This is a genomic window from Nonomuraea sp. NEAU-A123, from assembly GCF_018603905.1.
Lineage (GTDB): Bacteria > Actinomycetota > Actinomycetes > Streptosporangiales > Streptosporangiaceae > Nonomuraea.
Map to the genome: position 1 here is coordinate 451,385 of NZ_JAHFZZ010000008.1, position 26,848 is coordinate 478,232.

Below are 26,848 nucleotides of genomic sequence, written 5' to 3' on the forward strand. Positions count from 1 at the left end.
AGCCCGCGCTGATCCGCCGTCGGGCACTCAGCGCCTGGTCTCGTACCTGGTCAGGAGTACGCCGTCGGGAAAGGTCCGGGTCTCCACCAGGCTCAGGTTCACCCAGTTGTCCAGGGCTGTGAAGAACGGCGTGCCGCCGCCCACCAGGACCGGATGGGTGACGATCGCGTACTCGTCGATCTGCCCGGCCCGCATGGCCGCCGCGGCGAGTGTGGCGCCGACGATGTCCATGGGGCCGCCGTCGTCGGCCTTGAGCCTGGTGATCTCGGTGACCGCGTCGCCGGTGACCAGACGGGTGTTCCAGTCGACCGTGCTGGTCGTAGAGGAGAACACCACCTTCGGCATGTCCCGCCAGCGGCCGGCGAACTCGATCGCCGCCGGTGTGGCACCCGGCTGCTTGTCGGCGGTCGGCCAGTGGGAGCTCATCGCCTCCCACAGCTTGCGCCCGTACAGCGCCAGGCCCGTCGCGTCCACCCGGTCGGACCACCACTGGAACAGCTCGTCGCTCGGCACGCTCCAGCCGAGGTCGTCGCCGGGCGCGGCGATGTAGCCGTCCAGGCTCATGTTCATGGCGAAGGTCAGTTTCCGCATGGCGTCAGCCTCCCGTGAGTCGGTATTCGGCATACAGACCAGCACGGCGCGCAAAACTCATCGGTCAGGCCACACCGAGGGCCAGTTGACCACCACGCCAAGCAGATGCTCCGTACGGAAAGGAAACCTCCGACGTACCGGCGGGGACGAGACGAGCCCGCCGCCACCGCTGTGATCTGCGTTGTTGCAGATACCCCGTACGGTGAAATCTCACTAACCGGAGGCTAAACGTACACGTACTGAGCCCAGCTATACCAAGATCAAACCCTGCCAACTCCTTGACGCATGACACTGTGATCAAGCCGATTCGCCGGCCTGTGCTCGGGCGCGGGTTTGAGCCATGCGGTAGGAGCTTGTCCCGGTCTCGATGATGGTGGCGTTGAACGTGAGCCGGTCGACGATGGCGGCGCAGAGGCGTGGCTCGGTGAAGGTTTTGGTCCATCCGCCGAAGCTCTCGTTGGAGGCGATGGCGACGCTGGCGGTTTCCTCGCGATCGGTCAGCACCTGAAACAGCAGGTCAGCGCCGCGCTTGTCGAGCTCCATGTAGCCCAGCTCGTCAATGCAGAGAAGGTCGAAGCGCCGGTAGCGGGCGATCGTCTTGTTGAGGATCAGTTCGTCGGCGGCCTCGACGAGCTCGTTGACCAGCTTGGCAGCCAGCACGTACTTGACCCGGTACTCGGCCATGGCGGCCTCGGCGCCCAGGGCGATGAGTAGGTGGGACTTACCGGTCCCCGAGTCGCCGATCAGGCAGAGCGGATTCCTGCTCGGCCACCAGCCGCTGGAAGATCCGGCGGACGGTGTGACGCTGCTTTCGAGAAGCGCTCAGATCCGCCCACAGCATCTGATCGATGGCTGGCTTGAACGGGTCCAGCCGCGACTGGCGAGGCGGCATCTTCTTACGCGGACGGGGCCAGGCCGATGCCAAGGCCTCAGCCACCATCCGGCGATGCACGCCGTACTTGGCGGCCAGCGCCCGCTGCGACAACCCCTCCACCCGGGCATCACGCCGGATGGCGGCGAACAACTCCACTTTGGTCATTCGCACCGCATACGCCCCCTCATGCCCCAGAGCGCACCCAGCGTTTCACCACAACGTCGGCGGTGGTACCAAAACTCGCTGAACCGTCACCACCCGGCTACAGACCGGTACCAAGACTTACGCGCCGCCGGTACCAAAACTCACGTGTAGAACCACATGCCCGGACCTCGAGACCGGCCGAACACATCCACACCGGCACCGCCACCGGCAGCAGCAGCAGCGGCAGCGGCAGCTCACTCGCGCGCAGCCGGCTCTCTCACCCGACCGAACACAGGACCTGCTCGCACTCGACTGCACATACGGCCGGCGCTACGGGCCACGAGCGACCACCGCCAGCCGTCCGTCCTGATCGATCACCGCGAGGTCGCCTGACTGGTCGGTGCGGTAGACGCGGGCACCGAGGCGTTGCAGGAGCGCGATCGTTGACGGGGCTGGATGGCCGTAGTCGTTGTCGGCGCCCACGCTGATCAGTGCCGCGCGAGCGCCGACAGATGCGAAGAAGGCCGGGTCCAGCCGGCGCGAGCCGTGATGCGGGACCTTGAGTATGTCTGCTCTCGGGGCGAGGCGGCGCAGCAGTTCGTCTTGGGCCTCGGTCTCGATGTCGCCGCTCAGAAGGGCCGAGCCTGCTCGCCAGCGTACGCGGGCCACGACGCTGGCATTATTGATCAAGCTGCCTTCCCCTTGGCCACCGGCCTTACCCTGCGCCGGATCTGGGGCGAGGATGGTCACCTCGGACGGGCCCAGTTGCCACCGGCTGCCCGAGGGCGGTGTCCACTCAGGGATCCGGTAGCGGGCGAGGATGGTCGCGATGCGGCTGCTCTCCTGCGGGGCGACGCGTTGCGGGCTGACGATGACCGCGCCGACGTGCCTGTTCTTGAGTACGCCGGGGAGACCGTCCACGTGGTCGGCGTGCGGGTGCGTGAGGAGCAGCAGGGGTACGTCGCGTACGTCCAGCCTGCGAAGGCAGCGGTCCATGACGACGGGGTCCGGGCCGGTGTCGACAACGATGCCCCGGCCGGGATCGGCCGCCAGCACGATGCCGTCACCCTGCCCGACGTCGCAGACCACCATCAGCCAGTTCGGGGGCGGCCATGGCTTGGCCACGGGACGAACGACGAGCACGACCACGAGCGCCACGCCGGCCATCGTGAGAGCCACCGTCCGCCAGGCACGGCGTCGAAGCACGGGGATCGCCACCGCCACGGCGATCACCAGGAGGCCGAGCCCCGGAAGCCCGCCCGGCCACGGAAGTGTGGCGAGCGGCACGCCCACGGCCCACTGGGCGACCATGATGATCCAACCGACCGCGTACCCGGCCGGGATGACCAGCCATTGAGCCGCCTGAGGCCACAGGGGAGCCACCAGCGCGGCAACGAACCCAAGGATGGTCGCGGGCGCCACTGCCGGGCCCGCGAGCAGGTTGGCAGGGATCGCCACCAGGGTGAGCTGGCCGGACATCAGCACGAGAACCGGTGTCACAGCGACCTGCGCCGCCGCAGACACGGCCACCGCCTCCGCCACCCATCGAGGAAGCCGCAGCCGACGCCCCCGCGGAGAGCAGACCGGGTCAGAGGGCGGCGCCGGAGACGCCAGGACGTCATCGGATGTAGCTGCACCGTCAAACGCCCTATCGACCGTGACGGCACCACGAAGTACCGAGTCGGAGGCGACAGCGCCACGAAACACCGCAGCCGACCCGACACCACCACCGAACGCCGGATCAGATGTGGCGGCGCCACGGGGTGCTGAGTGGCTGTGGCGGCCGGTATCGCTGGCCCGGGTGGAAACGGGCCTCTCGTCGTTCGAGTCGGCGTGGATGGCGGCATTGGCCGGGGTCTCCACCAGGTCGGGGCCGGTGAGGCGGGCTCGCCAGCGGGGAGCGAGGAGGAGAATGCCGGCGGTGGCGGATACCGACAGGGCGAAGCCGTACGAGTGGGCCAGTTCGGGGTCGAACAGGATGAGCAGCAGGATCGACACCGACAGGGCCGCAACGCCATCCTTTGTCCGGCCTGTGCCGAGGGCTACGGCGGCGGTCAAGCCCATGAGCAGGGCCCGGAGGACACTCGGCGAGGGCCTCGCCACCACGGCGAACGCGATCATGGCGACGGCGGCGAGGACGGCTCTCAGGGCGAGCGGGAGTCCTGCCAGGCGGGAGACGGCCAGGACGGCGCTTGCGACGATGGCCAGGTTCGCGCCGCTCACCGCGTTCAAGTGGCTCAAGCCTGCTTCGGTGAGGTCGGCGGTGAGTTGTCGGTCCATGCGGGAGACGTCGCCTACGACCAAGCCTGGCAGGAGGCCGCGCTGGTCTGCCGGGAGTACGTCTGCGGCCGTCCGTAGACCCGCTCGGAGGGTGCCTGCCGTGGCTTGGATCCATGACGGGGCTGTGAGGACATGTGGTGGGCCTCGGACAAGGAGGACGGCGCTTATCAGGTCGCCTGGGGTTGCCTGGGCGAGGCGGGCGGTTACTTCCAGGCGCTGGCTTGGGAGGAGGCGGGTCCATTCGGGGCCTTGGGCGAAGACGATCACGGGGGTGTCCACGGCCAGCCGGGTTGCCGGGGTTTGGAGCAGGGTCAGGGTGGCGGGGACGACTATTCGGTCTTGGGTGAAGCGTCCGCCTCGGTGGCGTCTGACCTTCGGGTCGTCGGTGAGGGTGATCTGTGCGGTGACCTGTGCCCCGCGAGTCGCAAGGGCGACCACCGGGCCTGTGCTCACAGCGTGGACGCGGAGGGCTACCGAAGCCGAGGTCGCGGCGACACAGGTGAGAGTCGCGATCCCCACGTTGCGCCAGAGCCGTCGAGCGGCGCCGGGAACCGGTCCCGAGGACGTACGAACTGACACAATCCGCCTGAGCACGGAGAGGAAGCGGACGCCTCGGAAGCGTGCGGCTCGGAAGCAGGCGTCCCGGAAGCAGGCGCCTCGGAAGCGTGCAGGAAGCGGGTGTCCAGGCCAGAAGCATGATACGGCGCGGGTAGGCCAGAAGCGCGTGAGGGCGCGGGTAGGTGAGAAGCACGTTAGAGCCGTGCGGGTAAGCGGTGAGCGCGTACAAGCAGGCGAGGAGTGTGTCGTGGGCGCGCGGGTGGGTGCGGAAGGCGTCGTGGGCGCATGGGTGGGTGCGGAAGGTGTCAGTAGCGGGCGGGTGAGCGAGGAGTGTCTGTGTACGCGCGCGAACCTGGGGACTGCCAGGAGGGCCGCCGCGGACCCAGTGGCCAGGGTGGAGACGATCAAGCCCGTCGTCGGGGAGAAGTTCAGGAGGGTGAGTGCGGTGGCCCAGGCGGCCAGAGCGGGGAGAGCCAGGGACCAGGAGTGGGAGGAGGCGGGAAGGTCGTGGGGCATGTCAGATGCGGACCTTTCCCTTGATCTCCTCGTACTTCTTCGCGCCGATGCCGCTGACCTCGCGCAGCTGGTCGATGCTGGTGAAGCCGCCGTGCGTGGTACGGAAGTCGGCGATGCGGGCCGCCAGGACCTCGCCCACCCCTGGGAGCTGCTCCAGTTGGTCGGGGGTGGCCGAATTGAGGTCGAGTGTCGTGGTGGCGGGGTCGGCCTGGGTGGGGCCGGATGGGGCGCCTATGACGATCTGTTCGCCGTCTACCAGGCGTCTGGCCAGGTTGATCGAGGATGTGGCAGTGCCGCGAAGGGGTCCGCCGGCGGCTGTCACGGCGTCGGCCACCCTTGCTCCCATGGCAAGGGTGTAGAGGCCCGGCTTGTGGACCTTGCCGGTGATGTGGACGGTCACCTTGGCCGTGGGAGATGGGCTGGAGGGCACCGCTGGGCTGGGGATCGGGGCGGGGAGGGGCTCCGGGGTGGGTTGGGAACGCCACGCGATCACGCCTGCCACCACCGCGGCCAGGACGCCCAGGGCTATCAGGATGCGCAGACCTGGCTTGCCGGGGTCTAGGGAGGCGGGGGGCCTGGCGGTGACGGCCTGGCGAAAGGCTTCGAACGAGGGTGGGATCGGAGCCCAACCTGGCCTCAAGGTCGGGTCATGCGGGAGCGGGGGTGGGCCGGGTTCCAGGGGCGCGGCGTGCGGGGGCAGCGGGCGACCTGACCCCAGGGACGGGTCGTGTGGGAGCGGGGGTGAGCCGGGTCCCAGAGGCGCGGCTTGCGGGGGCAGCGGGCGACCTGACCCCAGGGGCGACTCAGGCGGGAGCGTAGGCCGGCCGACCCCCCTGGGCGGGGCATGCGGGTCTTGGAGTGCGCCGCCGGGCAGGCTGGAGCTTGTGATCGACCGTAGGCGGGACTCGGCGATGGTCCGCTCGGCTGTCGCATCGTGGTTGCGCACGGCAGCGAAGGTACGAGACCGGCTGGGGCTCGCGGAGCGGTGAACGAGGTTCTGGGGATAGCCGAGGCATCGTGAGCCAGCCTGTGGACAACATGGTGAGGCAGCGGTCTGGACGAAGTCGGGGGTCGCGGTCGGTATGGGTTCTGGGTCGTCCGCGGACGTGGACCTCCGCCAGTGCGGGCAGGTCGGTGAGGGCTTGGAGCAGTCGTGCGAGGTCGCGGACCACTCACGTGGACGTCGAAGTGGGCGAGCAGTCAGACGCCCATCGGGCCTCGAAGTGGGCGAGCAGTCAGACGTCCGTCAAACCTCGAAGTGGGCGAGCGGTCAGACGTCCGTCGGCCCTCGAAGTGAGCGGATGGTCAGACCTCCGTCGTGCCCCGAAGTAAGCGAGCGGTCAGACGTCCGTGGTCAGTACGGCTAGTCGGCCGAGGTGACCGTCAGTCCCAGCATTCCCGGCCCCACATGTACCCCGATAACCGCCCCAACCTCCACCACCCGCATCTCCACGATCCCAGGCAGCCGCTTGGCCAGTCGTTCCGCCAGCCCCTCCGCCCGTCCCAGCGCCCCCAGGTGCTGCACCGCCACCCGCACCCCCGCCTCGCCCTCCGCGGCCGCCACCGCCAGGTCCTCCAGCCGTGCGATGGCCCGGCCCGCGGTCCGTACCTTCTCCAGCAGCGACACCCGCCCGTCCACAAGGTGCAGCAGGGGCTTGATCATCAGCGCCGACCCCACCAGCGAGGCCGCCGTGCCGATGCGCCCGCCTCGCCGCAGGTATTCCAGCGTGTCGGCGTAGAAGTACGTGCGGGTCCGCGCGGCGCACCGCCGGGCGGCGGCCGCCACCTCCGCGAGCGATCCGCCCGCCGCGGCCGTACGGGCGGCGGCGAGCACCGGGTAGCCCAGCCCCATGGCGATCGACCGGCTGTCGATGACCTCGACCGGCACCGGGCACTCTGCAGCGGCCAGCAGCGCGGCGGAGGCCGTACCGGAGAACTCGCCCGACAGGTGGATCGAGACCACGCCCGAAGCGCCGCCGGCCGCCAGCGATGAGTAGCACGAGGCGAAGCGCGCGGGTGCGGGTCTGGAGGTGGTCGCCGACGACAGGTCGCCGGTGAATAAGCCTTCGTCGTACGACAAACCACCGGAAGTCACCTGAACAGGTACAAAAGCGACACCAGGCACCGGAGGTAGGTAAGCGGTTGAATCCGTGACCACGAGCACCGATGGCGGCATAGTCCGAGATTAACTACTGAACGGGGGTTCCACCCCGCCAGACCCGGCGCGGCTTGAGGCCGAAGGACCAGGCGAAGGCGCCCTCGTGGTCGGCGTCCCACTGGACGATGTCGGCCAGGCGGCCGGGAGCCAGGACGCCGCGGTCAGGCGCGCCCAGCACGGTGGCGCCGCCGAGCGTGGCCGCCCGCAGCGCGTCGTTGACGCTCATCCCGAACGCCGACACCGCCATCGCGATGACCAGGGACATCGAGGTGATGCCGCAGTAGCCGGGGTTGTGGTCGCTGCCGAGCGCGATCTGCACACCGTGCTTGATCATCTGGCGGACCGGCGGCAGGTGGCCGCGCTGGAGCGCCGTCGCGGGGCAGACCACGGCGGGCACGCCGTAGCGGGACATGATCGCGATGTCCTCTTCGGACATGTGGTGCAGCCCGTCGGCGGAGGCGCAGCCGAGCTCGGCGGCCAGCTGGACGGCGCCGCGGCGGCTGAAGAGGCCGGCGTGGATGCGCGGCAGCAAGCCGACGTTGCGGCCCGAGGCGAGCACCCAGCGGGACTCCTCGGTGGTGAAGTGGCCCTCGTCGCAGTAGACGTCCACGCGGTCGGCACCGGCGGCGGCCGCGTCGGCGCACCAGGCGCCCACGGCCTCGACGTATTCGCGCTGACGGCCGAAGTATTCCGGCGGCACCACGTGCGCCGCGAGGAAGGTGACGTGCACCCGCGGCATCATCGGCTCCTTCTCCAGCTCGCGCAGGAGCCGCACGTCGGCGAGCTCGCCGTCGCGGGTGAGGTGGTAGCCGGTCTTGGCCTCGACGGTCGTGGTGCCGCTGAGCAGCCAGCCGCGCAGCCGCTCGCGCACGCCGTTGCACAGGGTCCATGGGTCGGTGCCGCGGGTCACGGTGACGGTCGAGCCCACGCCGCCGCCCGCCGCGGTGATCGCCGACGAGGTGGAGCCGCCGGTGCGGATCGCCAGCTCGGCGTAGCGGTTGCCCGCGTAGACCGGGTGGGTGTGCGCGTCGATGAGGCCGGGCGTGACGAGTGCGCCACCCAGGTTTTCGACGTGGTCCACGTCGACGATGTCGTCAACGACACCGGGAACGCTCTGCGGCAGATCGGGCGCCCGCCCGACCCACGCGATCCGGTCGTTGTGTACGAGGATGGCCGCGTTGCTGAGAACCTCGTTGCCGGTCCAGAGGCGGCCGATATTGGTCAGAAGCCGAACGGTCACCGCATCACCGCCCCGCGGGATCCCCCAGGTGAGCACAGCACCCAGCAGCGCACGGCTCGCGCCGCGCCCACTGAGTCGGCTCCGGGTCCGGACGACATGGGGGGTCTCCTGCTCTCATCCGCTATGGCTGTGCGGTGACCGTATCGTCGGACTCATGATCCGGCGATTTCAGTTCAGTTACGTTATTTCACAGGTGGGCTTGCTGTACAGGGTTATTCGGAAGAAAGCCCACTCATCCCAACCGCCACTCAGCCCCATCGATCCCCTGTGGCCCCCGCACACGATCTCGCTCACAGCAGCGATCATCCGAAACCCGCGCCATTAGTGTCGTAAGACTCGGCTTATCCTAGCAATCCCAGCGTTCAGGGACCACTGCCGCCTTTGGGCAGCTCTGCAGGGATTTTGGCGGAGCTGCCCGCTACGATCGCTAAGAGACGCGTTCGACCGGCTTGCCGGCCCGCTCCAGCTCCTGGAACAGGCTCGGGAGCACGCGTGCGTGCAGGATCGTGCCGTCCGCCACGTGGTCCACCGAGAGCACTTCGCCCTCCTTGTGGGCCCGCGAGATCAGGTCGCTCCTGTCGTACGGCACCAGCAGCACGAACTCGTGGTCGAGCCTGGGCAGCTCGCGTTCGATGAGCGCCATCAGGTCGGCTATGCCGGCACCGGTGCGCGCCGATACCACGATGCTGTCGCGCTCGCGCCTGGCGATGCGGTCCAGCACTTCCTGGTCGGCCGCGTCGGCCTTGTTGATCACCACGATCTCGGGAACGTCGGAGGCGCCCTCGATGTCGGCGAAGACCTCGCGTACGGCGGCGAGCTGACCTTCCGGGTCAGGGTGGGCTCCGTCGACCACGTGCAGGATCAGGTCGGCGTCGGCGACCTCCTCCAGCGTGGAGCGGAACGCCTCGATGAGCTGGTGCGGCAGGTGGCGGACGAAGCCGACGGTGTCGGCGATCGTGAACAGCCTGCCGTCAGGCGTGTGCGCCCGGCGTACGGTCGGGTCGAGGGTGGCGAACAGGGCGTCCTCCACCAGCACTCCCGCACCGGTGATGCGGTTGAGCAGGGAGGACTTGCCGGCGTTGGTGTAACCCGCGATCGCCACGGCCGGGACCTCGCGCCGGGAGCGCCGGTGGCGCATCGTGTCGCGCGAGGTGGACATGCCGCTGATCTGGCGCCGCAGCTTGGCCATGCGCTCGCGGATGCGGCGCCGGTCCAGCTCGATCTTGGTCTCACCGGGGCCGCGGCCGCCGATGCCGACGCCGCCCGCGGCGCGTCCGCCTACCTGCCTGGACAGGTTGCCACCCCAGCCACGCAGGCGGGGCAGCAGGTATTGGAGCTGGGCCAGCTCGACCTGAGCCTTGCCCTCACGGCTCTTGGCGTGCTGCGCGAAGATGTCGAGGATCAGCGCGGTGCGGTCGATGACCTTCACCTTGACCGTCTCCTCCAACTGGCGGAGCTGGCCGGGGGCCAGCTCGCCGTCGCAGATCACGGTGTCGGCGCCGGTCGAGTCGACCACGTCGCGGAGTTCGAGCGCCTTGCCCGAGCCGATGTACGTCGCCGGGTCGGGTTTCTGGCGGCGCTGGATGAGGCCCTCGAGGACCTCGGAGCCGGCCGTCTCGGCCAGGAGCTTGAGCTCCAGCAGGGAGTTTTCGGCGTCTTCGGCCGTGCCTGAGGTCCAGACGCCGACCAGGACGACCCGCTCAAGCCGCAGCTGGCGGTATTCGACCTCGGAGACGTCTTGGAGTTCGGTAGAGAGGCCCGCCACGCGGCGTAGCGCCTGGCGCTCCTCGAGGTCCATCTCGCCGGTCTCGAACTCGTCGCGCGCGGAGTATTCGTGCATTCGTGTCATCTCTAATAGGCAACGTCTGAACACCGGAGTGTCTTCCCCGATGGTGACATGACATCCCTCGCGCCATCACCTGGTTATCCCGGCAACACGCTGGCGTCTCCCGAGCCCGTGGTCAGCGACACCTTGTGCGGGGAGGACGGGTCCTTCTTGACCGAAACCGTCGCCTCGCCCGATCCGACCTCGGTCTTCACATCATAAGCACCGTCCGGAACGTGCAGGATGGCCTCGCCGGAGCCGCTCTCCAGCTCGACGCTGTCGGGCACGACGGCGAACTTCACCTCGACGTCGCCGGAGCCGGCCTCAGCGAAGATCTTCTTGCCCCCGAGGCCGGTGGCGTCCACGTCGCCCGAGCCGGCGGACGCCTCGATCTGCCCGGTCAGCTGCCTCATCGTGATGTTGCCCGAGCCCGCGTCGGCGCCGATCTGGAGACCCTTGGGGACCTCGATCTTGTAGTCGACGCTGCAACTGCCCCGGTCCTTGGCGCAGTCGTAGTACACGGAGAGCGTGTCGCCGTCGACCTTGTGCTGGGCCTTCGGCTTCTCGTTGCGCCACTGGAGGGTCTCGGTGACCCGCACGGCCGCCCCGTCGTACTCCGTGATCACAGTGTCGCCGGACTCATTCCTGACGTGCAGCTTGGCCACCTTGTCCGTGACCTGGTACGTGACGGTGTCCTGGTTGGTCGGGCCGGCCAGGCTCTTGAGCCCGCAGCCCGTCAGCAGCAGCGCCGAGGCGAGGAGGCCACCCGCGATCACGATTGTCTTCATGCCGCAAATCCTCGCGTGCGCAGGCCTTGGCGCACATCGGGGTTTCCCCCCGAACCCCTCCCAGGGGAACCCCCACCTTTGACCCGGGACCACCCATGAAGTAGCTTCGCTTCCATAATCCAGAACTGATTTTCCACATCATGGAAGAAGGGGCTCATGGAGATCACCGGCCCGATGCTCGACCGGTTCGACGAGGTCCTCACCCCGGAGGCGCTCGCCTTCGTGGAGACCCTCCAGCGGGAGTACGACGCGACGCGCCAGGAGCTGCTGGAAGCCCGGCAGGTACGGCAGGCGGAGCTGTCGGCGGGCGGCCGGCTCGACTTCCTGCCGGAGACCAAGGCGATCAGGGAGGGCGACTGGAGCGTCGCTCCCCCGGCTCCGGGCCTCGAGGACCGCCGCGTCGAGATCACCGGCCCGGTCGACCGCAAGATGACGATCAACGCGCTCAACTCCGGCGCCAAGGTCTGGCTCGCCGACTTCGAGGACGCCAACTCTCCACTGTGGGAGAACTGCGTCAGCGGTCATCTCAACCTGCGCGCCGCGCTCGACCGGACGATCGACTTCGAGACCGGCGGCAAGTCCTACGCGCTCAAGCCCGACGCCGAGCTGGCCACGATCGTGGTCCGGCCGCGCGGCTGGCACCTCGACGAGAAGCACGCCCTGGTCGACGGGCGGCCGGTGTCGGCCTCGCTGTTCGACTTCGCGCTCTACTTCTTCCACTGCGCCCAGCGGCAACTGGACAAGGGCCGCGGCCCCTACTTCTACCTGCCGAAGATGGAGTCGCACCTGGAGGCGCGGCTCTGGAACGAGGTGTTCGTCCGCGCGCAGGACCTGCTGGGCATCCCGCAGGGGACGATCAGGGCGACGGTGCTGATCGAGACGTACCCGGCGGCGTTCGAGATGGAGGAGATCCTCTACGAGCTGCGCGAGCACTCGGCGGGGCTCAACGCGGGCCGCTGGGACTACCTGTTCAGCGTGATCAAGAAGTTCCGCACCAGGGGCCGGGAGTTCCTGCTGCCCGAGCGCAACGCGGTCACGATGACCGCGCCGTTCATGCGCGCCTACACCGAGCTGCTGGTGCGCACCTGCCACAAGCGCGGCGCGCACGCGATCGGGGGGATGGCGGCGTTCATCCCCTCGCGGCGCGATCCTGAGGTGAACGCCACGGCGCTGGAGAAGGTGCGCGCCGACAAGACGCGCGAGTCGGGCGACGGCTTCGACGGCTCCTGGGTGGCGCATCCCGACCTGGTGCCGATCTGCCGCGAGGTGTTCGACGGCGTGCTGGGTTCGCGGCCCAACCAGCTCGACAGGACGCGCGAGGAGGTCTCGGTCTCGGCCGCCGACCTGCTGGCGGTCTCCGAGACGCCGGGCGTGATCACCGAGGCCGGGCTGCGCGGCAATGTAGACGTGGCGCTGCGCTACCTGGCCGCCTGGATGGGCGGGCTCGGGGCGGTGGCGATCCACAACCTCATGGAGGACGCGGCCACAGCGGAGATCTCCCGCTCGCAGATCTGGCAGTGGATCCACAACGACATCACGCTGTCCGACACGGGCGCGACGGTGACGAAGGAGCTGGTCGAGCAGATCATCTCGGAGGAGCTCGCGAAGATCGCGGCCGAGCCCGGCTACGACGAGCGGCTGTACGAGCAGGCCACGGCGCTGTTCAAGGAGGTCGCGCTGGACGACGACTTCGCCGAGTTCCTGACACTCCCCGCGTACGCCCGTATGCCGTAAAGGATGATGATATTTCCGGTTATATCTGGTGCGTCAGCGCCGGATATAACCGGAAAGGTAGTGCGATCATCCAGATATGACCAAGGATGGCGTATAGAGGGCAGCCGAAAGAAGGGGGGGCGCCATGGTCGGCAAGCCGCTCGACGAGCTGACGGCCGCGCTGCACGCGCTGCTGCCCGCCGACTCGGTGATCACTGACCCGGTACGCCTGCGCACCTACGAGTGCGACGGCCTGACCTACCACCGGGCCACGCCGGGCGTGGTCGTGTTGCCGGAGACCGCCGAGCAGATCTCCGGGGTGGTCCGCGCCTGCAACGACTTCGGGGTGCCGTTCGTGGCCCGCGGCTCCGGCACCGGGCTGTCGGGCGGGGCGCTCCCCCGCGAGGACGGCGTGCTGATCGTCACCTCCAAGATGCGCCGCGTCCTGGAGATCGACCTGCCCAACCACAGGGCCGTCGTCGAGCCGGGCGTCACGAACCTGGCGATCACCGAGGCCGTCCGCGACCAGGGCTACTACTACGCCCCCGACCCGTCCAGCCAGCAGATCTGCTCGATCGGCGGCAACGTGGCGGAGAACTCCGGCGGCGCCCACTGCCTCAAATACGGCTTCACGGTCAACCACATCGAAGCCTGCGAAATCGTCACCCCCGACGGCGACCTGGTCACGCTCGACCGCATGGACCCCGGCTACGACCTGCTCGGCGCGTTCATCGGCTCCGAGGGCACGCTGGGCATCGCGACCAAGATCACGGTACGGCTGAGCCGTACCCCCGAGTCCGTCATCACCGTGCTGGCCGCCTACGAGAGCATCGAGCAGGGCGGGCAGGCCGTGTCGGCGATCATCGGCGCGGGCATCGTGCCGGCCGCGATCGAGATGATGGACGCGCTGTCCATCGAGGCGGCCGAGGCGGCGGTGTCCTGCTCCTATCCCGAGGGCGCGGGCGCGGTGCTGATCGTCGAGCTCGACGGGCCGGTGCAGGAGGTCGTCCGGCAGTTCGAGCGGCTTCAGGAGATCTGCTCGGGGGCGTTCGAGCTGCGGGTGGCCGACGACCCGGCCGAGCGGGCGGCGATCTGGCGGGGCCGCAAGTCGGCGTTCGCGGCCGTCGGCCGGATCAGCCCGGCCTACATCGTGCAGGACGGCGTGGTGCCCCGCACCTCGCTGCCCAAGGTGCTGGCCGCCATCGACCGGCTGTCGCAGGAGTACGGGATCAGGGTGGCCAACGTCTTCCACGCGGGCGACGGCAACCTGCATCCGCTGGTGCTGTTCGACGACGCGGAGCCGGGGGCGGGCGAGCGGGCCGAGGCGGTCTCCGGCGCGATCCTCGACCTGTGCATCGAGCACGGCGGGTCGATCACCGGGGAGCACGGGGTGGGCGCGGACAAGGCGAAGTACATGCCGAAGATGTTCTCGGCGGACGATCTCGACACCATGCAGCTCGTCCGCTGCGCCTTCGACCCGAAGAACCTGTCGAACCCGGGCAAGATCTTCCCCACGCCGCGGCTGTGCGGGGAGGTGCCCGGGGTGCGCAAGGGCGTCCATCCGCTGGTCGCCTCGGGGCAGGCGGAGCAGTTCTGATGGAAGGGCTGGAGAAAACCGGTGTGACGGTCAGGGAGGCCGGGCCGGACGACGCCGTGGGCGGGGTGCGCCCGAGCGTGGTGGCGCTGCCCGAGTCGGTCGAGGAGATCTCGGCCGTGCTGCGGGCCTGCGCCGAGCACGACCTGGCGGTCGTGCCCGCGGGCGGCGGCACCAAGCTGCACTGGGGGCCGCCGCCCGAACGGTGTGACGTGCTGCTCGACCTGTGCTGCCTGAACGAGGTCATCGAGCACGCCGCGGGCGACCTCGTGGTGAAGGCCCAGGCCGGGCTGACGATGGACGCGCTGGCGGACGCGCTCGCCGCGCAGGGCCAGGAGCTGGCGCTGGACGTGCCGTTCGCCGAGGGCGCGACGGTCGGCGGCACGCTGGCCGCCGCGACGGCCGGGCCGCGTGCCTTCCGCTACGGTACGGCTCGCGACCTGCTCATCGGCATCACCGTCGTACTGCCGGACGGGACCGTGGCCAAGTCGGGCGGCCGGGTGGTCAAGAACGTCGCGGGCTACGACCTGGGCAAGCTGTTCACCGGCTCGTACGGCACGCTGGGCGTCATCGCCGAGGCCACGTTCCGGCTGCACCCGTTGCCCGCCGACCGGCGCTATGTCGTGGCCGGGTTCGCGTCGCACGAGCGCGTCCAGGAGGCGGCCGCGATGCTCGCCGCGTCACAGGCCGAGCCGAGCGCGGTCGAGCTCGACTGGCCCGGCGGGGACGCGCCGTTCACGCTGGCCGTGCTGGTCGAGGGCTCGGCCGCCGGGCAGCGGGCGGAGGCGCTGCGTGAGGCGATGGGCGCGGGCACCGTCACGGACGAGGCGCCGGCCTGGTGGGGGCTGATCACGGACGACGAGGTCCTGCTTGAGCTGCGGTTTCCGCCGGCGCGGGCGGGTGAGGTCTTGGAGGCGGTACGCGGCACCGGGTTCGCGCTGCGCGGCTCGCCTGTCGCGGGCCGGGTCCGGCTGGAGCTCGGGGCACAGCTCTCAGGCGCCATGACCGCCACCGGTTTCGCGGGTGTCGTGTCCGGTCTGCGGGAGCGCTTGGCGCCGCTGGGCGGCCGGGTGACCGTGCTGGCCGCGCCGGACGAGAGTGTGGACCGGTGGGGACCGGTGAGCGCGCTGCCGCTGATGCGGCGGGTCAAGGAACGGTTCGACCCGGGGCGCAGAATGTCTCCCGGCCGGTTCGTGGGAGGCATCTGAAGATGGACCCTGAGCTGATCAACGACTGTGTGCACTGCGGGTTCTGCCTGCCGACCTGCCCGACGTACGTGCTGTGGGGCGAGGAGATGGACTCGCCGCGCGGCCGGATCCACCTGATGAAGCAGCACGTCGAGGGCACCCCGGTGACGCCGGAGATGGCCGGACATTTCGACGCCTGCCTCGGCTGCATGGCGTGCGTCACCGCCTGCCCGTCGGGCGTCCAGTACGACCAGCTCATCGAGCAGACGCGGGCCGAGGTCGAACGGGTCCATGTGCGCGACCCGCGCGAGCGGGCGGTCAGGGAGATCGTGTTCAGCCTGTTCCCCTACCCGCGCAGGCTGCGGCTGCTGCGCCCCGGGATGTGGCTGGCCGAGCGGATGGCGCCGTTCCTGGAGCGGGTGCATCCCAGTCTCGGGGCGATGGCCGGGCTGGCGCCCAGGGTCGGGCGCAGGCAGCGGCTGCCGCGGCTGGTCCGGGCCAGGGGGCCGCGCCGGGCCGTGGTCGGCATGCTCACCGGGTGCGTGCAGGGCGAGTTCTTCCCGCAGGTCAACGCGGCCACCGCGCGGGTGCTCGCGCTGGAGGGCTGCGACGTGGTCATCCCGCCAGGACAGGGCTGCTGTGGGGCGCTGAGCGTGCACTCGGGGCGTGAGGAGCAGGCCAGGAGACTCGCGCGGCGCACGATCAGGACGTTCACCCGGGCCGGCGTGGACACGGTCGTGGTCAACGCGGCCGGGTGCGGGTCGTCGATGAAGGAGTACGGCCGGCTGCTGGGCAGGGAGCCGGGGTTCCGGGTGCTGGACCTGTCCGAATACCTCGCCGAGCTGGGACCGGTGGCGGACCGGCATCCGCTGCCCGTCACGGTGGCCTATCACGACGCCTGCCACCTGGCCCACGCGCAGGGGATCCGGGCCCAGCCGCGCGAGCTGCTGAAGGCGATCCCGGGGCTGGACCTGCGCGAGGTGCCGGAGTCGGCCATCTGCTGCGGCTCGGCGGGCACGTACAACATCTTCCAGCCCGAGGCGGCCCGCGACCTGGGCGACAGGAAGGCCAAGTCGGTGGCCTCGACGGGCGCGGAGCTGCTGGTGTCGGCCAATCCGGGCTGCACGATGCAGATAGCCGCCGCGATGCGGCGGGGTGGCGCGGAGATCAGGGTGGCGCACACGGCCGAGGTGCTGGACGCGTCGCTGCGCGGGGTGTCCCTTTGACCGGACGGGGGTTGGGCGGGTGAGCGTGCAGTCGGTCGAGCGGGCGCTCGACGTGCTGGAGGCGCTGGCCGAGCACGGTGGTGAGGCGGGGCTGTCGGAGATCGCGGCCAAGACCGGGCTGCCGTTCGGGACGATCCACCGGCTGTTGCAGACGCTTCTGGCCCGTGGCTACGTACGCCAGGAGTCGGATCGGCGCTACGCGCTGGGCGGCGGCCTGGTGCGGCTGGGTGGCATCGCCGAGAGCATGGTCGGCGTGTGGGCGCGACCGTACCTGTCGAAGCTGGTGTCGCTGTCGGGAGAGACGGCGAACCTGGCGGTGCTGGAGGGCGACTTCATCGTCTATGTAGCGCAGGTGCCCTCGCCGCGCAGGCTGCGGATGTTCGCGGAGGTCGGCAGGCGGGTGCTGCCGCACAGCACGGCCGTGGGCAAGGTGCTGCTGGCGGGGCGGCCGGCCGATGAGGCGGTCGCGGTGTTCGTACGGACCGGCATGCCGCGCCGCACCCCGAACACGATCACCGACACCGAGGGCATGCTCACCGAGCTCGGCCGGGTCAGAGACCGGGGTTATGCGATGGACCTGGGCGAGGAGGAGCTCGGCGTGCACTGCCTGGCCGTGCCCGTGCACGACGGGAACCGGGTGGTGGCGGCCATGTCGGTGTCGGGCCCGGCGGAGCGGATCGACGCCCTCGACCGCGACGAGCTGGCCGCGGCCATGCGGAAGCTCGCCTTCGACTTCGGTGCCGAGCTCAGCCCGGTGGCCGGCGCAGGCTGAAGAAGCCGCCACTGCCCGCATCGGCGATTACCGTTGACCGCATGTGTAGAAGCATCAAGACCCTGCGCCCGCCGTACACCGAGGACGTGACGGAAGACGACGTACGGGCGGCGGCGCTGCAGTACGTACGCAAGATCTCCGGCTTCCGCGCGCCCGCCGCGCACAACGCCGAGGCGTTCGACCGGGCGGTCGAGACGATCACCCGGGCGTCGGAGGAGTTGCTGGCTGCGCTACAGGTGCGCGGAGGGCGTTGACACGATCCCCCGGTGGGAGAAGTGTCCCCGGTGTAACCGCATCGATCGCCAGGGGGCATCCCATGATCAGTGGGCTGTATCAGGGTACGGACGGGGACTCGCGCCTCGAACTCCGGGTGGACGTCGACGGGGCGCGGCCCACCGGGAGGGTGAGCGGAGATCTGTTCTCCGTGGCCGGTGCGACCATGTCCTACGCCGGCTCGTTCGTGGTGAACGCGGCCTCGGTGAGGGCCGAGGGCGCCGGGACGAAGATCACGGGGCGCGGGGCGTTCTCGTTCGACACCCCGGCGAAGGACGTGACGGTCACGATCAGCGGCACGGTGGGCAGCGCCAAGATCGCCGGCCAGACCTACCAGCTGACGTTCTCCGGTCGCCACTTCCGTACCGTGCTCCTGGAGCAGGACTCGGTGGCGGGCACCCGACCGTTCGACAAGTATTCCACCGGGACGCTGCCCGGCCCGACGGGCTCGCCGACGAGGGAGCTGAGCGTGGCCGCCGCCTACGACGAGGCGGGGATCCGCCTGACCGTCAACCCGCCGGGGGTGATCCCGGTCGACGGGTCGGGCGCGGACCTGGCGTGGGACGACGCCGAGCTGCATCACGCGATGACGCAGCAGTTCAGCGCGTTCGGGCAGGCTCCGGCCTGGCGGGTGTGGCTGCTGGTGGCCAGCAAGCACGTGGGCGGTTACCGGGGCATCATGTTCGACTACGACGACGCGCACCAGCGGCAGGGGTCCGCGGTCTTCTACGACGCGATCAAGGGCGACACCCCGCAGGCGCAGCGCGCGCAACTGCGCACGTACGTGCACGAACTCGGCCACGCCTTCAACCTGCTGCACTCGTGGCAGAAGAACCTGGCCAACCCACCCCAGCCGCTCGGCCCGAACGGCGGCTTCGGCGACCTGTCCTGGATGAACTACGTACAGAACTACCAACCCGGCGGCGAGCAGGGCTACTGGGCCGCCTTCCCCTTCCAGTTCACCGACTCCGAGCTCGTCCACCTCCGTCACGCTTTCTACCGGGAGGTGGCCATGGGCGCGAACGCCTTCGGCACGGGCGCCGCCGACATCGCGCCCTTCGAACAGCCGATCGTGGACCGGTCGGGGCTGCTGCTCGAACTGCGGGCCAAGGAGTCGTTCGGCTTCGGCGAGCCCGTCGTGGTGGAGCTGAAGCTGTCCACGACCGGCGAGCCGCGCACCACGCACGGCCACCTTCATCCCGACACCGAGTTCACCCAGATCACCATCACCCAGCCGACCGGCCGGACCGTGCTGTACCGGCCGATGATGCGGCACTGCGTCGACACCTCACCCGACATCCGGCTCGACTCGGGCAACCCGGCCATGTACCGGAGCGCGTACATCGGGCACGGCCGCGACGGGCACTACTTCCAGCAGCCCGGCGAGTACCAGGTGCGCGGCCAGTACATCGCCGCCGACGGCTCGCGCATCGTCTCCCCCGCCTGCCTGGTCAAGGTCCGTTACCCGGTCGGCGCGGACGACCACCGGGTGGCCGAGCTGATGCTGGGCGACGAGCAGGGCAAGCTGTTCTCGCTGCTCGGCTCCGACTCGCCGACGCTGAGCTCGGGCAACCGGGCGCTGGACGAGGTGATCGGCAGGTACGGCGGCCACCCTCTGGCCGTCTACGCCCGCATGGTCAAGGGGCTCAACGCCGAGCGGGAGTTCAAGGCGATCGCCACCGACAAGCAGGTACAGGTCCGGCCACCGGACCTCAAGCAGGGCATCGAGCAGCTCACCGCGGTGGCCCGTGACGCCAGCGTCGACAACATCACCCTGAACATGGTGATGCGCCGCCTGGCCAGAGCCGAGGCCCGGCAGGGCGACCTGGAACGGGCCAACGCGGTGATGGACAAGATGGTCGCCCTGTTCCAGTCCAAGGGGGTCAACCAGATCGTCATGGGGCAGATCAGGCGGCAGGCCGAGCTCACGAAGGCGGCGCTCAGCGCGGAAGCGTGACCGGCGGGGCCGGTCGTCAGCAGGAGTCCAGGATGCCGTCCATGGCGTCCTTCTCACCTGTGGTCAGCCACAGGCCGTACTTCGCCTTCACGTCGATCTGCTTGACGATGTAGGTGCAGCGGTACGCCTTGCGCGGCGGCAGCCAGGTCGCCGCGTCGGAGTCGCTCTTCTGGCCGTTGAGCGGCCCGTCCACGGCCATCAGGTTGATCGGGTCGTTGGCGAACTCCTTGCGCTTGTCCGCCGTCCACTGCTGCGCGCCCTTCTGCCAGGCGTCGGACAGCGGGATGAGGTGGTCGATCTGCACGGCGGTGCTGGTGTCCTGGCCGCGCTTGAAGGTGATGGTCTTGCCGCTGTACGGGTCGTCGAGGACGCCGCTGAGGATGATGCAGTCGTGGGTGCCCGACTTGAACTTCTCGTCGTGCAGGTCACGCTTCAATATGTCGTTGCGCGTGTCACAGCCGTTGTGGTCGACATCCGACCAGGCCGGCCCGAACTTCTCCCGCTCGAACCCGGTCTTCGGCGCACGGCCTTTGACGGCGAGTTTGGCCAGCTTCTTGCGGGCGTCCCCCACGTCAGCCGATGGAGCCTTGCCCGAGTCGGCCTGAGGTGCCTGCGCTTCCAGTTGCCCACATCCGGCGAGCAATCCCACTGTGGCCAAACCGGCCAAAACCACACGAAACCGCACGCTCTACCCCTTGACTCAAGTTTTAGCAAAGTCTAGGTAGAGCAATTACCCCTAAGGCACGATTTATCCCCCAAGAAGGTCAAGCAACTGCGCCTCGCCATAGCTCACGGCCGCAGCCCCGAATACGCAACAAGCACTGGGGCCCACCGGCGCTCGGCCATCCCACGGACGGGGCCAAGAATGCGCACGTCACGGCGCCCAGCGCGCTCCACCGGAGGAGCGTGCCCCTGGACAGACCCCGTCCCCGTATGGCGGGTGGGGCCCACCGGGCTGGCCGTAAAACCGACCATAAAAAATCCCGCCCCTAGGGGCGGGAACGCTCACGACGGGAAAGCCGATCGACTACGACCGCCCGTAACTGTCCTCCAGGCGCTCGATGTCGTCCTCGTCGAAGTGGCCGAAGGCGATCTCGAGAATCCGCGTAGCGGGCCCGGACGAGCTGAGCCGGTGCGTCTGGCCCTGCTGAATCAGCACCCGATCCCCCACCGCGGGCTCGATCCGCTTCCCGTCCACCTCGAACACGCACCCGGGGTCGAGCGCCACCCACAGCTCGGAGCGGTGCTCATGACGCTGCAGGCTCAGCCGCTGCCCCGGCGAGACCTCGATGATCTTGACGGTGGACACCTCGTTGAGGGTGAACCGCTCGAACCCACCCCACGGCCGCTCGTCACGGATCACAGCCGCCAGCCTGTCGATGTCCTGCATCGCCCCTCCAGGGTCCCGAAAAATCACGCCATCAATCAGCGCTCAAACTACCAGGCACCACGGACCTCCAGGTCAGGCGGTGCTATCAGCAAGCATCGCTCAGGTGATGAGGATGCCGCCGTCGACGGGCAGGACAACGCCGGTGATGTACGAGGACGCGTCACTCGCCAGAAAAACCGCCGCGGCCACCAACTCCGCCGGATCCCCCACCCGCCCCATCACCACCCGCTGCGCCAGCATCCGCTCCAGATATGCGGGGTTGTACTGCTCCGTCATCTCCGAGGCGAAGAAGCCGGGCTCCAGGCAGTTGACCCGGATCCCCCGCCGCCCCGTCCACTGCTGCGCCAGATCCCGGGTCAGCCCGATCACCGCCGCCTTCGACGCGCTGTAGGCGGCCTGCGGCAGCCCCGCCGTCGTCTCGCCCAGGATGCTGCCGATGTTGACGATCGACGAGCCGGGCCGCATCACCCGCGCGCACGCCTGCGCCATCCAGTAGGTGCCGTGCAGGTTGATGTCGACCACCTGCCGGAACTCCTCCGGGGTCTCCCGCAGCGCGGGCACGGCGGTGCCGACCCCGGCGTTGTTGATCAGCACGTCGACCGAGCCCATGGTCTCCACGGCCGCGGCGACCAGGGCCTGGCAGTCCTCGACCAGCGTCACGTCGGTCTTGACGGCCAGGCACCGGCGGCCGGTCTCCTCGACCAGCCGCCGCGTCTCATCCAGCCGATCCTGCCGCCGGGCGCCGATCACGATGTCGGCCCCGGCCTCGGCCAGCCCGCGGGCGAAGGCCACTCCCAGTCCCGACGACGCGCCGGTGACGACGGCGACCTTCCCCTCGAGGCTGAACCGCTGAAGCATGCTAGAGACCGTACTCCTTGACGATCCGCTCGTGGCGCTCGACTTCCACGTCGACCTCCTTGGCCAGGTCGAGCCAGGCCAGCGGGTGCGACCACCGCTCGGTGGCGTCGTCGAGCAGCGCGTCGACCTCGGTCGCCGAGACGTCCGGCGGCACCGCGACCCAGCCGAACACCCCGGGCAGCGCCTCGCCGCCGGTCGGATGGGTGACCGTGTAGTTCTCGTCGCTGTAGACCCACATCGGCCAGCCGCGCTCGGCCATGACCTCGGTGAACTCCGCCCAGTCCTCTTCGTTCGGCGCGGCGCCGTCGAAGAAGTAGCTGGTGTAGCCGCCGGGCCGCAGGATGCGCACCGCGGCGAAGGGCGGCACGAAGTTCTGCTGCTCTTCGGGGTCGTCGGGGACCGGCTCCAGCAGTTGCGGGTCGAACACGACCAGGTCGCCGGCGTTGTAGTCCATGCCGCGGGGCTGCGGCAGAGCGAGCCGGGCGGTGGCCGGGCCGGTGCGGATGGACAGGATCTGCCGCTGGCCGCCGTCGGGCGCGGGGAGGATGACCCGGATCAGGCCCATCTCCTCCTCGATCGGCCCCTCGGTCGACTTGACCGGCATGCCGATCTTGGCGGTGCCCTTGCGGACGATGTCCCAGTCCTCGCTCGAGGTGGCCATGACGATCATGCGCCAGGTGTCCTCCTCGGTGATCTCGTCGATCACTTCGAGCAGCGCCCGGGCGCCCTTGGCGTTGTCGTCGAGCTGCTGGGCCGCGGTGGCCAGCAGACGGCGCGCTTCGACGCCGGCTCCGGCCGCCACGGCGTGCTCGGCCGCCTCCAGCGCCTCCGGCCAGCGCTCGCGGGCGCTGTGGAGCCGCGCCAGCGCAAGGTATTGGGTGTCGTGCGGCAGCAGCGCCGCCATCTGCTCGAGCCGCTCGTCCTGGCGGGCCTCGACGAGCAGCGTACTCAGGGTGGAGACGTCTTCGGGATCGGCGGCGGCGAGGTCGCCGGAGTCGACCAGCAGCTTCCAGTAGATGTCGGCGCCCGTCGCCGGGTAGCCGAGGAAGCCGAGGGTGGTGGTGTGGCGGCGGGTGGTCTCCAGGTCCTCGCCGGAGCGCGGGGCCAGCCAGCCGGTCCACCGCTCGGGGTCGGCGTTGTGACCGTCCGCGGCGTCGAAGTAGGCCACCCGCTCCTCGACCGGGCACGGCGCGGGCGGCTCGGTCGTCGCGTCGGCGGCGGCGCGCAGGGCGGCGATCCGCTCGGCCACGCCCGCGCTCTCGCGCAGCTCGGCGGCGGCCGACTGGGCCAGGTCGGCCAGCAGCCTCGCCTGCCAGACGCCCTGCCTGCCGATGGCCAGCTCGCCCGCGATCAGCGAGAGCTCGAAGCGGGCGCGGTAGCCGCCCATCATGCCGAAGTAGTCGATCCACTGGCGCAGCACGCGGCCGAGCTGCCAGGTGTTGGTGATCTGCGAGGAGCCGGCCAGCTTGGCGACCGCCTGCGTCCACTCCACCCACGAGCGCGGGTGCTCGCCGACCACGTCGAGGTCGGGCAGCGCGTCGACGGCCTCGGCGATGCGGCCGAGCGTGGCCAGGATCAGCGCGCGGCGTACGCCGTCGCGGTGCTCCTTGGCCACCGGGTCGTCGGCCGGGAAGTCGGTCGCGGCCTGGAGCGCGGCCAGCGCGTCCTCTCCGCGTCCGGCGGCCAGCAGCGCGCGGGCGCTCTCGGCGCCGAGCTCCCAGCTCGCCTCGCGGTCGGCGGCGCGCAGCCGCTCGACGGCGGACTCGGCGTAGGTCACGGCCTCGCCGGCCCGGCCCGCATCGATGAGCGCGGCGATGTACTGCGTCACCAGCCCGGTGTAGGCGGGGTTGGCCGGCTGGAGGTCCTGGATGACCGCGTCGAGCGTCTCCAGGCGTTCGGCCGCGTAGCCGGGGCCGTCTGCGTTGGCCCACGCCAGCGCGAGCGCCTCGACCGCGGCCGGGGTGGCCGGGCAGTCGCGCACCTCTTCGCGCTGAGCGAACGACAGCAACTGCTCCGCGTCACCGATCGCGACGGCACCCTGCGCGCGGTCGCCCACGCGGCCGAGCAGGTGCCAGTAGCGGGCGTAGAACTCGAGCCACGGGAGCTCCAGGGCCTCCGCCTGCTGTGCGATGGCCGGAGCCATCACGTCTAGCTGGGGGTATCGCCCCTCATAGGCCTGTGCGGGCAGGTCTCCCAGCGCCATGGCGAGGCCCACGTTGCCCGCCTCAGAAAGCTGCTGCTGGGTTTCACCGACCCAGGCCCAGATGTCCACGTCCATGAGCAGTCAGTCTGCCAGGTCAATGACCGTGCCCAAAACGCAGAAGCTCGATGAGCTCGTCCGATTCGTCGTTGTTCAATACCGAAAACACCGATGCCAGCAGATCATCGGTCGTGTCCTCGACCGCGGCCCGCTTCGCGACCACGTCGGGACCGGGCTTCTCGTACGGCTCCGGCCAGTTGAAGAACTGCGCCATCGCCTCACCGGAGGTATGTCCGAAAGGTGCGTCGTGGTCGGCCGCCAGCATCGCCTCCAGCGGGTGGAGGCCCGCCGCGATCACCGCGTTGGCGTGCAGCGCCCCTCTCAGCTCCCGTACGACGTGCATGAGCTGCGTGGCCCGCGCGGGCGGGTCAGCGGGCAGGGGCACGGCCCGCCAGCCGGCGAACAGCGGCGCCCCGGCGACCGGGGCCTGGGCGACGACCGGTTCGAGGAGTTCGGCGAGCCTGGCGCAGCCGTCGAAGTCGCCGAGCCGGCGGCGTCCCCATTCGTGGCAGGCTTCCGTGTAGATCTCGACGGCCCGCTCGACGCTCAGCTTGCGCCCGCCGTACCAGCTCTCCTCGACGTGGGCGGCGGGGAAGAAGACCGCGACGGAGGTGACCACGTCGGCCTCGCACTCGCCGAGGACTCCGCAGCGCCCGCGGAAGTAGAACTCACGCGGGCCGAGGCCGTACTCCTCGCAGCGGGTCTTGGCCTCCCTGGAGATCATGAATCCGCCGCCGTACTGGCCGATCGGGGCCTTGACCAGCACGGCCGTGGTTCTAGGGTCCGCCATGTCCAGCCCCTTCTCGGTTCAGGGAGTGGACTCAGCATCCCTCAGGAGAACATCATTCTGCAAGCGTCAGGTTGCCGCTCGCGATGATGACGGCGGGGCCGGTCAGGTAGCTGGTCTCTTCGTCGAGCGTGACGACGACGGTGCCGCCGGGCACCTCGATCGTCCAGCTTCCGGTGGTCTCGCCGGCCAGCGCCGCGGCCGCGACGGCGGTGGCGACCGTGCCGGTGCCGCAGGAGCGGGTCTCGCCCGAGCCGCGCTCGTAGACGCGCATGACCGCGCGGCTGGGGCCCACCGCGTTGAACAGCTCAATGTTGACGCCCCGGGGGAAGACACCCGGGTCGAAGCCGGGCTGGTGGGTCAGGTCGAGCTGCGCGACGGGGTCGCCGATGGCACAGGCCAGGTGCGGGTTGCCTATGTCGACGTGGACGCCTTCGTACTCCTGCCCGGTGACGGTGGTGACGCTCGTGCCGCGGATGACGGGCTTGCCCATGTCGACGCTGACGTCGCCGTTGTCCTCGATGCGGATCCTCCGGACGCCGCCCCTGGTCGCCACGTCGAACTCGCCTTCACCGGCCAGCCCCGTCTCGACGAGGTAGCGGCCGAAGACGCGCGCGCCGTTGCCGCACATCTCGGCCATGCTGCCGTCAGCGTTGCGGTAGTCCATGAACCACTCGGCCGTGGTGGCCTGGTCGGCCACCTCGGGGCTGAGCTTGGTGCGCACCACGCGCAGGACGCCGTCGGCGCCGATCCCGGACCGCCGGTCGCAGATCGTGGCGACCAGCGCGGCGGACAAGTCGATCTCGCCATCGGGGTCGGGGAGGATGACGAAATCGTTCTCGGTGCCGTGCCCCTTGAGAAAACGCATGTGACGATTTTATCCGGAGCCTAGGCCGGCGATTCGCGCCAGGGATCGCTCCAGCAGGTCGGGGGCGTCATAGGGCAGCCACTGAACCCTCGGATCGCGGCGGAACCACGACTCCTGGCGCCGGGCGAAACGCCTGGTCGCCCTGACGGTCTCGGCGAACGCCTGCTCCTCGGTCCACTCGCCGTCGAGGTAGCGCGCCACCTGGGCGTACCCCAGCGCGCGGCTCGCCGTACGTCCCTCGGCCAAGCCCTGCCCGAGCAGGCCCCGCACCTCGTCGACCAGGCCCGCCGCCCACATGCGCCCGACCCTGATCTCGATCCGCTCGTCGAGCTCCGGCCGGGGCACCACCAGCCCGATCTGCACACTCGGGTAGATCGCCTCGAACGACGGCATGGTCGCGGAGAACGGGCGCCCCGAGTGCTCGATCACCTCCAGCGCGCGGACGATCCGGCGGCCGTTACTCGGCAGGATCGCCGCCGCGGCGGCCGGATCGGCCTCTCGCAGCCGCTCGTACAGCGGTGCCGGGCCGCGTTCGGCCAGCTCGGCCTCCAACCTGGCCCTGATCTCCGGGTCGGTGCCGGGGAAGTCCAGGTCGTCGATGGCCGCGCGTACGTACAGTCCGCTGCCGCCGACCAGCACGGGTGCCGCCAGCGACTCGATGAGCGACCTGGCCAGCTTCTGGTACTCGGCCACGCTGGCGGTCACCGTGACGTCCCAGATGTCGAGCAGGTGATGGGGCACCCCCCGCTGCTCGGCCGGGGAAAGCTTTGCCGTGCCTATGTCCATTCCTCGATAAAGCTGCATCGAGTCGGCATTGATGCATTCGCCCCCCAGCCGGAGCGCGAGATCCACGGCGAGATCGGACTTTCCGGCTGCCGTGGGACCCACGACGGCGATGACTGGCTGCTGACGCACACCGACAAGTGTGTCAACTGTCTGGGTATGGACGGACCGGTGAGCGCTTAGAGATCGAGCGTTTAGAGATCGAG

General features: G+C 69.8%; 23 protein-coding genes. 7 read left to right on the top strand and 16 right to left on the bottom strand.

Annotated features, from left to right (window positions below; translation table 11 throughout):
• Nucleotides 1–27 precede the first annotated feature (27 nt).
• The 9 genes from KLK06_RS27245 to KLK06_RS27285 form a co-directional block, all read right to left on the bottom strand.
• Nucleotides 28–591: a dihydrofolate reductase family protein gene (locus tag KLK06_RS27245; RefSeq protein ID WP_214638461.1), complete on the bottom strand. Its 564-nt coding sequence runs from the start codon at nucleotides 589–591 to the stop codon at nucleotides 28–30.
• 297 nt (nucleotides 592–888) lie between these two features.
• Nucleotides 889–1,338, bottom strand: a complete 450-nt coding sequence (locus tag KLK06_RS27250) for an ATP-binding protein (RefSeq protein WP_308168470.1) — start codon at nucleotides 1,336–1,338, stop codon at nucleotides 889–891.
• Entirely contained in the window at nucleotides 1,313–1,630 is a 318-nt protein-coding gene (locus KLK06_RS27255) for a hypothetical protein (RefSeq protein WP_214638462.1), read from the bottom strand. The genes KLK06_RS27250 and KLK06_RS27255 overlap by 26 nt, the downstream gene beginning before the upstream one ends.
• A 309-nt stretch (nucleotides 1,631–1,939) precedes the next feature.
• Complete coding sequence (locus tag KLK06_RS61640) at nucleotides 1,940–4,483, bottom strand: ComEC/Rec2 family competence protein (protein WP_374197152.1); 2,544 nt, start codon at nucleotides 4,481–4,483, stop codon at nucleotides 1,940–1,942.
• A gap of 481 nt (nucleotides 4,484–4,964) precedes the next feature.
• Nucleotides 4,965–5,456 (bottom strand): ComEA family DNA-binding protein, encoded by a 492-nt coding sequence (locus KLK06_RS61645; RefSeq protein WP_214638463.1) that lies wholly within the window; start codon nucleotides 5,454–5,456, stop codon nucleotides 4,965–4,967.
• A gap of 870 nt (nucleotides 5,457–6,326) precedes the next feature.
• Entirely contained in the window at nucleotides 6,327–7,139 is an 813-nt protein-coding gene (locus KLK06_RS27270; RefSeq protein WP_214638464.1) for a DegV family protein, read from the bottom strand.
• Between the two features lie 13 nt (nucleotides 7,140–7,152).
• A complete protein-coding gene (gene hutI / locus KLK06_RS27275; RefSeq protein WP_214638465.1) occupies nucleotides 7,153–8,361 on the bottom strand; it encodes an imidazolonepropionase in 1,209 nt (402 codons plus the stop codon).
• Nucleotides 8,362–8,788: 427 nt separating this feature from the next.
• Entirely contained in the window at nucleotides 8,789–10,201 is a 1,413-nt protein-coding gene (hflX, locus tag KLK06_RS27280; RefSeq protein WP_214638574.1) for a GTPase HflX, read from the bottom strand.
• An 83-nt stretch (nucleotides 10,202–10,284) separates the two neighbouring features.
• Nucleotides 10,285–10,974 (bottom strand): DUF4097 family beta strand repeat-containing protein, encoded by a 690-nt coding sequence (locus KLK06_RS27285; RefSeq protein WP_214638466.1) that lies wholly within the window; start codon nucleotides 10,972–10,974, stop codon nucleotides 10,285–10,287.
• 156 nt (nucleotides 10,975–11,130) lie between these two features.
• Between KLK06_RS27285 and aceB the strand changes: the two genes are divergently transcribed.
• From aceB to KLK06_RS27320, 7 genes are all read left to right on the top strand, one after another.
• Nucleotides 11,131–12,708, top strand: coding sequence for a malate synthase A (gene aceB, locus KLK06_RS27290; RefSeq protein ID WP_214638467.1), 1,578 nt, complete (start codon nucleotides 11,131–11,133; stop codon nucleotides 12,706–12,708).
• Between the two features lie 124 nt (nucleotides 12,709–12,832).
• Complete coding sequence (locus KLK06_RS27295) at nucleotides 12,833–14,284, top strand: FAD-linked oxidase C-terminal domain-containing protein (RefSeq protein WP_214638468.1); 1,452 nt, start codon at nucleotides 12,833–12,835, stop codon at nucleotides 14,282–14,284.
• Entirely contained in the window at nucleotides 14,284–15,489 is a 1,206-nt protein-coding gene (locus tag KLK06_RS27300; protein ID WP_214638469.1) for an FAD-binding oxidoreductase, read from the top strand. The genes KLK06_RS27295 and KLK06_RS27300 overlap by 1 nt, the downstream gene beginning before the upstream one ends.
• A 2-nt stretch (nucleotides 15,490–15,491) precedes the next feature.
• Entirely contained in the window at nucleotides 15,492–16,694 is a 1,203-nt protein-coding gene (locus tag KLK06_RS27305; RefSeq protein WP_214638470.1) for a (Fe-S)-binding protein, read from the top strand.
• A 25-nt stretch (nucleotides 16,695–16,719) separates the two neighbouring features.
• Nucleotides 16,720–17,466, top strand: coding sequence for an IclR family transcriptional regulator (locus KLK06_RS62485; RefSeq protein WP_374197153.1), 747 nt, complete (start codon nucleotides 16,720–16,722; stop codon nucleotides 17,464–17,466).
• A 41-nt stretch (nucleotides 17,467–17,507) separates the two neighbouring features.
• Complete coding sequence (locus KLK06_RS27315) at nucleotides 17,508–17,720, top strand: DUF2277 domain-containing protein (protein WP_214638472.1); 213 nt, start codon at nucleotides 17,508–17,510, stop codon at nucleotides 17,718–17,720.
• Between the two features lie 62 nt (nucleotides 17,721–17,782).
• Nucleotides 17,783–19,696, top strand: a complete 1,914-nt coding sequence (locus tag KLK06_RS27320; RefSeq protein WP_214638473.1) for a hypothetical protein — start codon at nucleotides 17,783–17,785, stop codon at nucleotides 19,694–19,696.
• A 16-nt stretch (nucleotides 19,697–19,712) separates the two neighbouring features.
• On the opposite strand, the gene KLK06_RS27325 is transcribed toward KLK06_RS27320, so the two are convergent.
• From KLK06_RS27325 to miaA, 7 genes are all read right to left on the bottom strand, one after another.
• On the bottom strand, nucleotides 19,713–20,381 hold the full coding sequence (locus tag KLK06_RS27325; protein WP_308168462.1) for an HNH endonuclease family protein: 669 nt from the start codon (nucleotides 20,379–20,381) through the stop codon (nucleotides 19,713–19,715).
• 342 nt (nucleotides 20,382–20,723) lie between these two features.
• Nucleotides 20,724–21,086: a phosphomannose isomerase type II C-terminal cupin domain gene (locus KLK06_RS27330; protein ID WP_214638474.1), complete on the bottom strand. Its 363-nt coding sequence runs from the start codon at nucleotides 21,084–21,086 to the stop codon at nucleotides 20,724–20,726.
• Between the two features lie 99 nt (nucleotides 21,087–21,185).
• On the bottom strand, nucleotides 21,186–21,944 hold the full coding sequence (locus tag KLK06_RS27335; protein ID WP_214638475.1) for an SDR family NAD(P)-dependent oxidoreductase: 759 nt from the start codon (nucleotides 21,942–21,944) through the stop codon (nucleotides 21,186–21,188).
• A gap of 1 nt (nucleotide 21,945) precedes the next feature.
• On the bottom strand, nucleotides 21,946–24,222 hold the full coding sequence (locus KLK06_RS27340; RefSeq protein ID WP_214638476.1) for a tetratricopeptide repeat protein: 2,277 nt from the start codon (nucleotides 24,220–24,222) through the stop codon (nucleotides 21,946–21,948).
• Between the two features lie 19 nt (nucleotides 24,223–24,241).
• Nucleotides 24,242–24,994, bottom strand: coding sequence for a hypothetical protein (locus tag KLK06_RS27345; RefSeq protein WP_250906052.1), 753 nt, complete (start codon nucleotides 24,992–24,994; stop codon nucleotides 24,242–24,244).
• A gap of 52 nt (nucleotides 24,995–25,046) precedes the next feature.
• Entirely contained in the window at nucleotides 25,047–25,859 is an 813-nt protein-coding gene (gene dapF / locus KLK06_RS27350) for a diaminopimelate epimerase (protein WP_214638477.1), read from the bottom strand.
• 9 nt (nucleotides 25,860–25,868) lie between these two features.
• Nucleotides 25,869–26,774 carry a tRNA (adenosine(37)-N6)-dimethylallyltransferase MiaA gene (gene miaA / locus KLK06_RS27355; RefSeq protein ID WP_214638478.1) on the bottom strand — a complete coding sequence of 302 codons (906 nt, stop codon included), beginning with the start codon at nucleotides 26,772–26,774 and terminating at the stop codon, nucleotides 25,869–25,871.
• Nucleotides 26,775–26,848: the final 74 nt, after the last annotated feature.

Coding starts and splice junctions, on each gene's coding strand:
- KLK06_RS27285 (WP_214638466.1), bottom strand. CDS start 10,974: ATGAAGACAATCGTGATCGCGGGTGGCCTCCTCGCCTCGGCGCTGCTG.
- KLK06_RS27320 (WP_214638473.1), top strand. CDS start 17,783: ATGATCAGTGGGCTGTATCAGGGTACGGACGGGGACTCGCGCCTCGAA.
- KLK06_RS27255 (WP_214638462.1), bottom strand. CDS start 1,630: ATGACCAAAGTGGAGTTGTTCGCCGCCATCCGGCGTGATGCCCGGGTG.
- hflX (WP_214638574.1), bottom strand. CDS start 10,201: ATGCACGAATACTCCGCGCGCGACGAGTTCGAGACCGGCGAGATGGAC.
- aceB (WP_214638467.1), top strand. CDS start 11,131: ATGGAGATCACCGGCCCGATGCTCGACCGGTTCGACGAGGTCCTCACC.
- KLK06_RS27315 (WP_214638472.1), top strand. CDS start 17,508: ATGTGTAGAAGCATCAAGACCCTGCGCCCGCCGTACACCGAGGACGTG.
- KLK06_RS27330 (WP_214638474.1), bottom strand. CDS start 21,086: ATGCAGGACATCGACAGGCTGGCGGCTGTGATCCGTGACGAGCGGCCG.
- KLK06_RS27335 (WP_214638475.1), bottom strand. CDS start 21,944: ATGCTTCAGCGGTTCAGCCTCGAGGGGAAGGTCGCCGTCGTCACCGGC.
- KLK06_RS27340 (WP_214638476.1), bottom strand. CDS start 24,222: ATGGACGTGGACATCTGGGCCTGGGTCGGTGAAACCCAGCAGCAGCTT.
- dapF (WP_214638477.1), bottom strand. CDS start 25,859: ATGCGTTTTCTCAAGGGGCACGGCACCGAGAACGATTTCGTCATCCTC.
- KLK06_RS27245 (WP_214638461.1), bottom strand. CDS start 591: ATGCGGAAACTGACCTTCGCCATGAACATGAGCCTGGACGGCTACATC.
- KLK06_RS27295 (WP_214638468.1), top strand. CDS start 12,833: ATGGTCGGCAAGCCGCTCGACGAGCTGACGGCCGCGCTGCACGCGCTG.
- KLK06_RS27270 (WP_214638464.1), bottom strand. CDS start 7,139: ATGCCGCCATCGGTGCTCGTGGTCACGGATTCAACCGCTTACCTACCT.
- KLK06_RS27300 (WP_214638469.1), top strand. CDS start 14,284: ATGGAAGGGCTGGAGAAAACCGGTGTGACGGTCAGGGAGGCCGGGCCG.
- KLK06_RS27305 (WP_214638470.1), top strand. CDS start 15,492: ATGGACCCTGAGCTGATCAACGACTGTGTGCACTGCGGGTTCTGCCTG.
- KLK06_RS27345 (WP_250906052.1), bottom strand. CDS start 24,994: ATGGCGGACCCTAGAACCACGGCCGTGCTGGTCAAGGCCCCGATCGGC.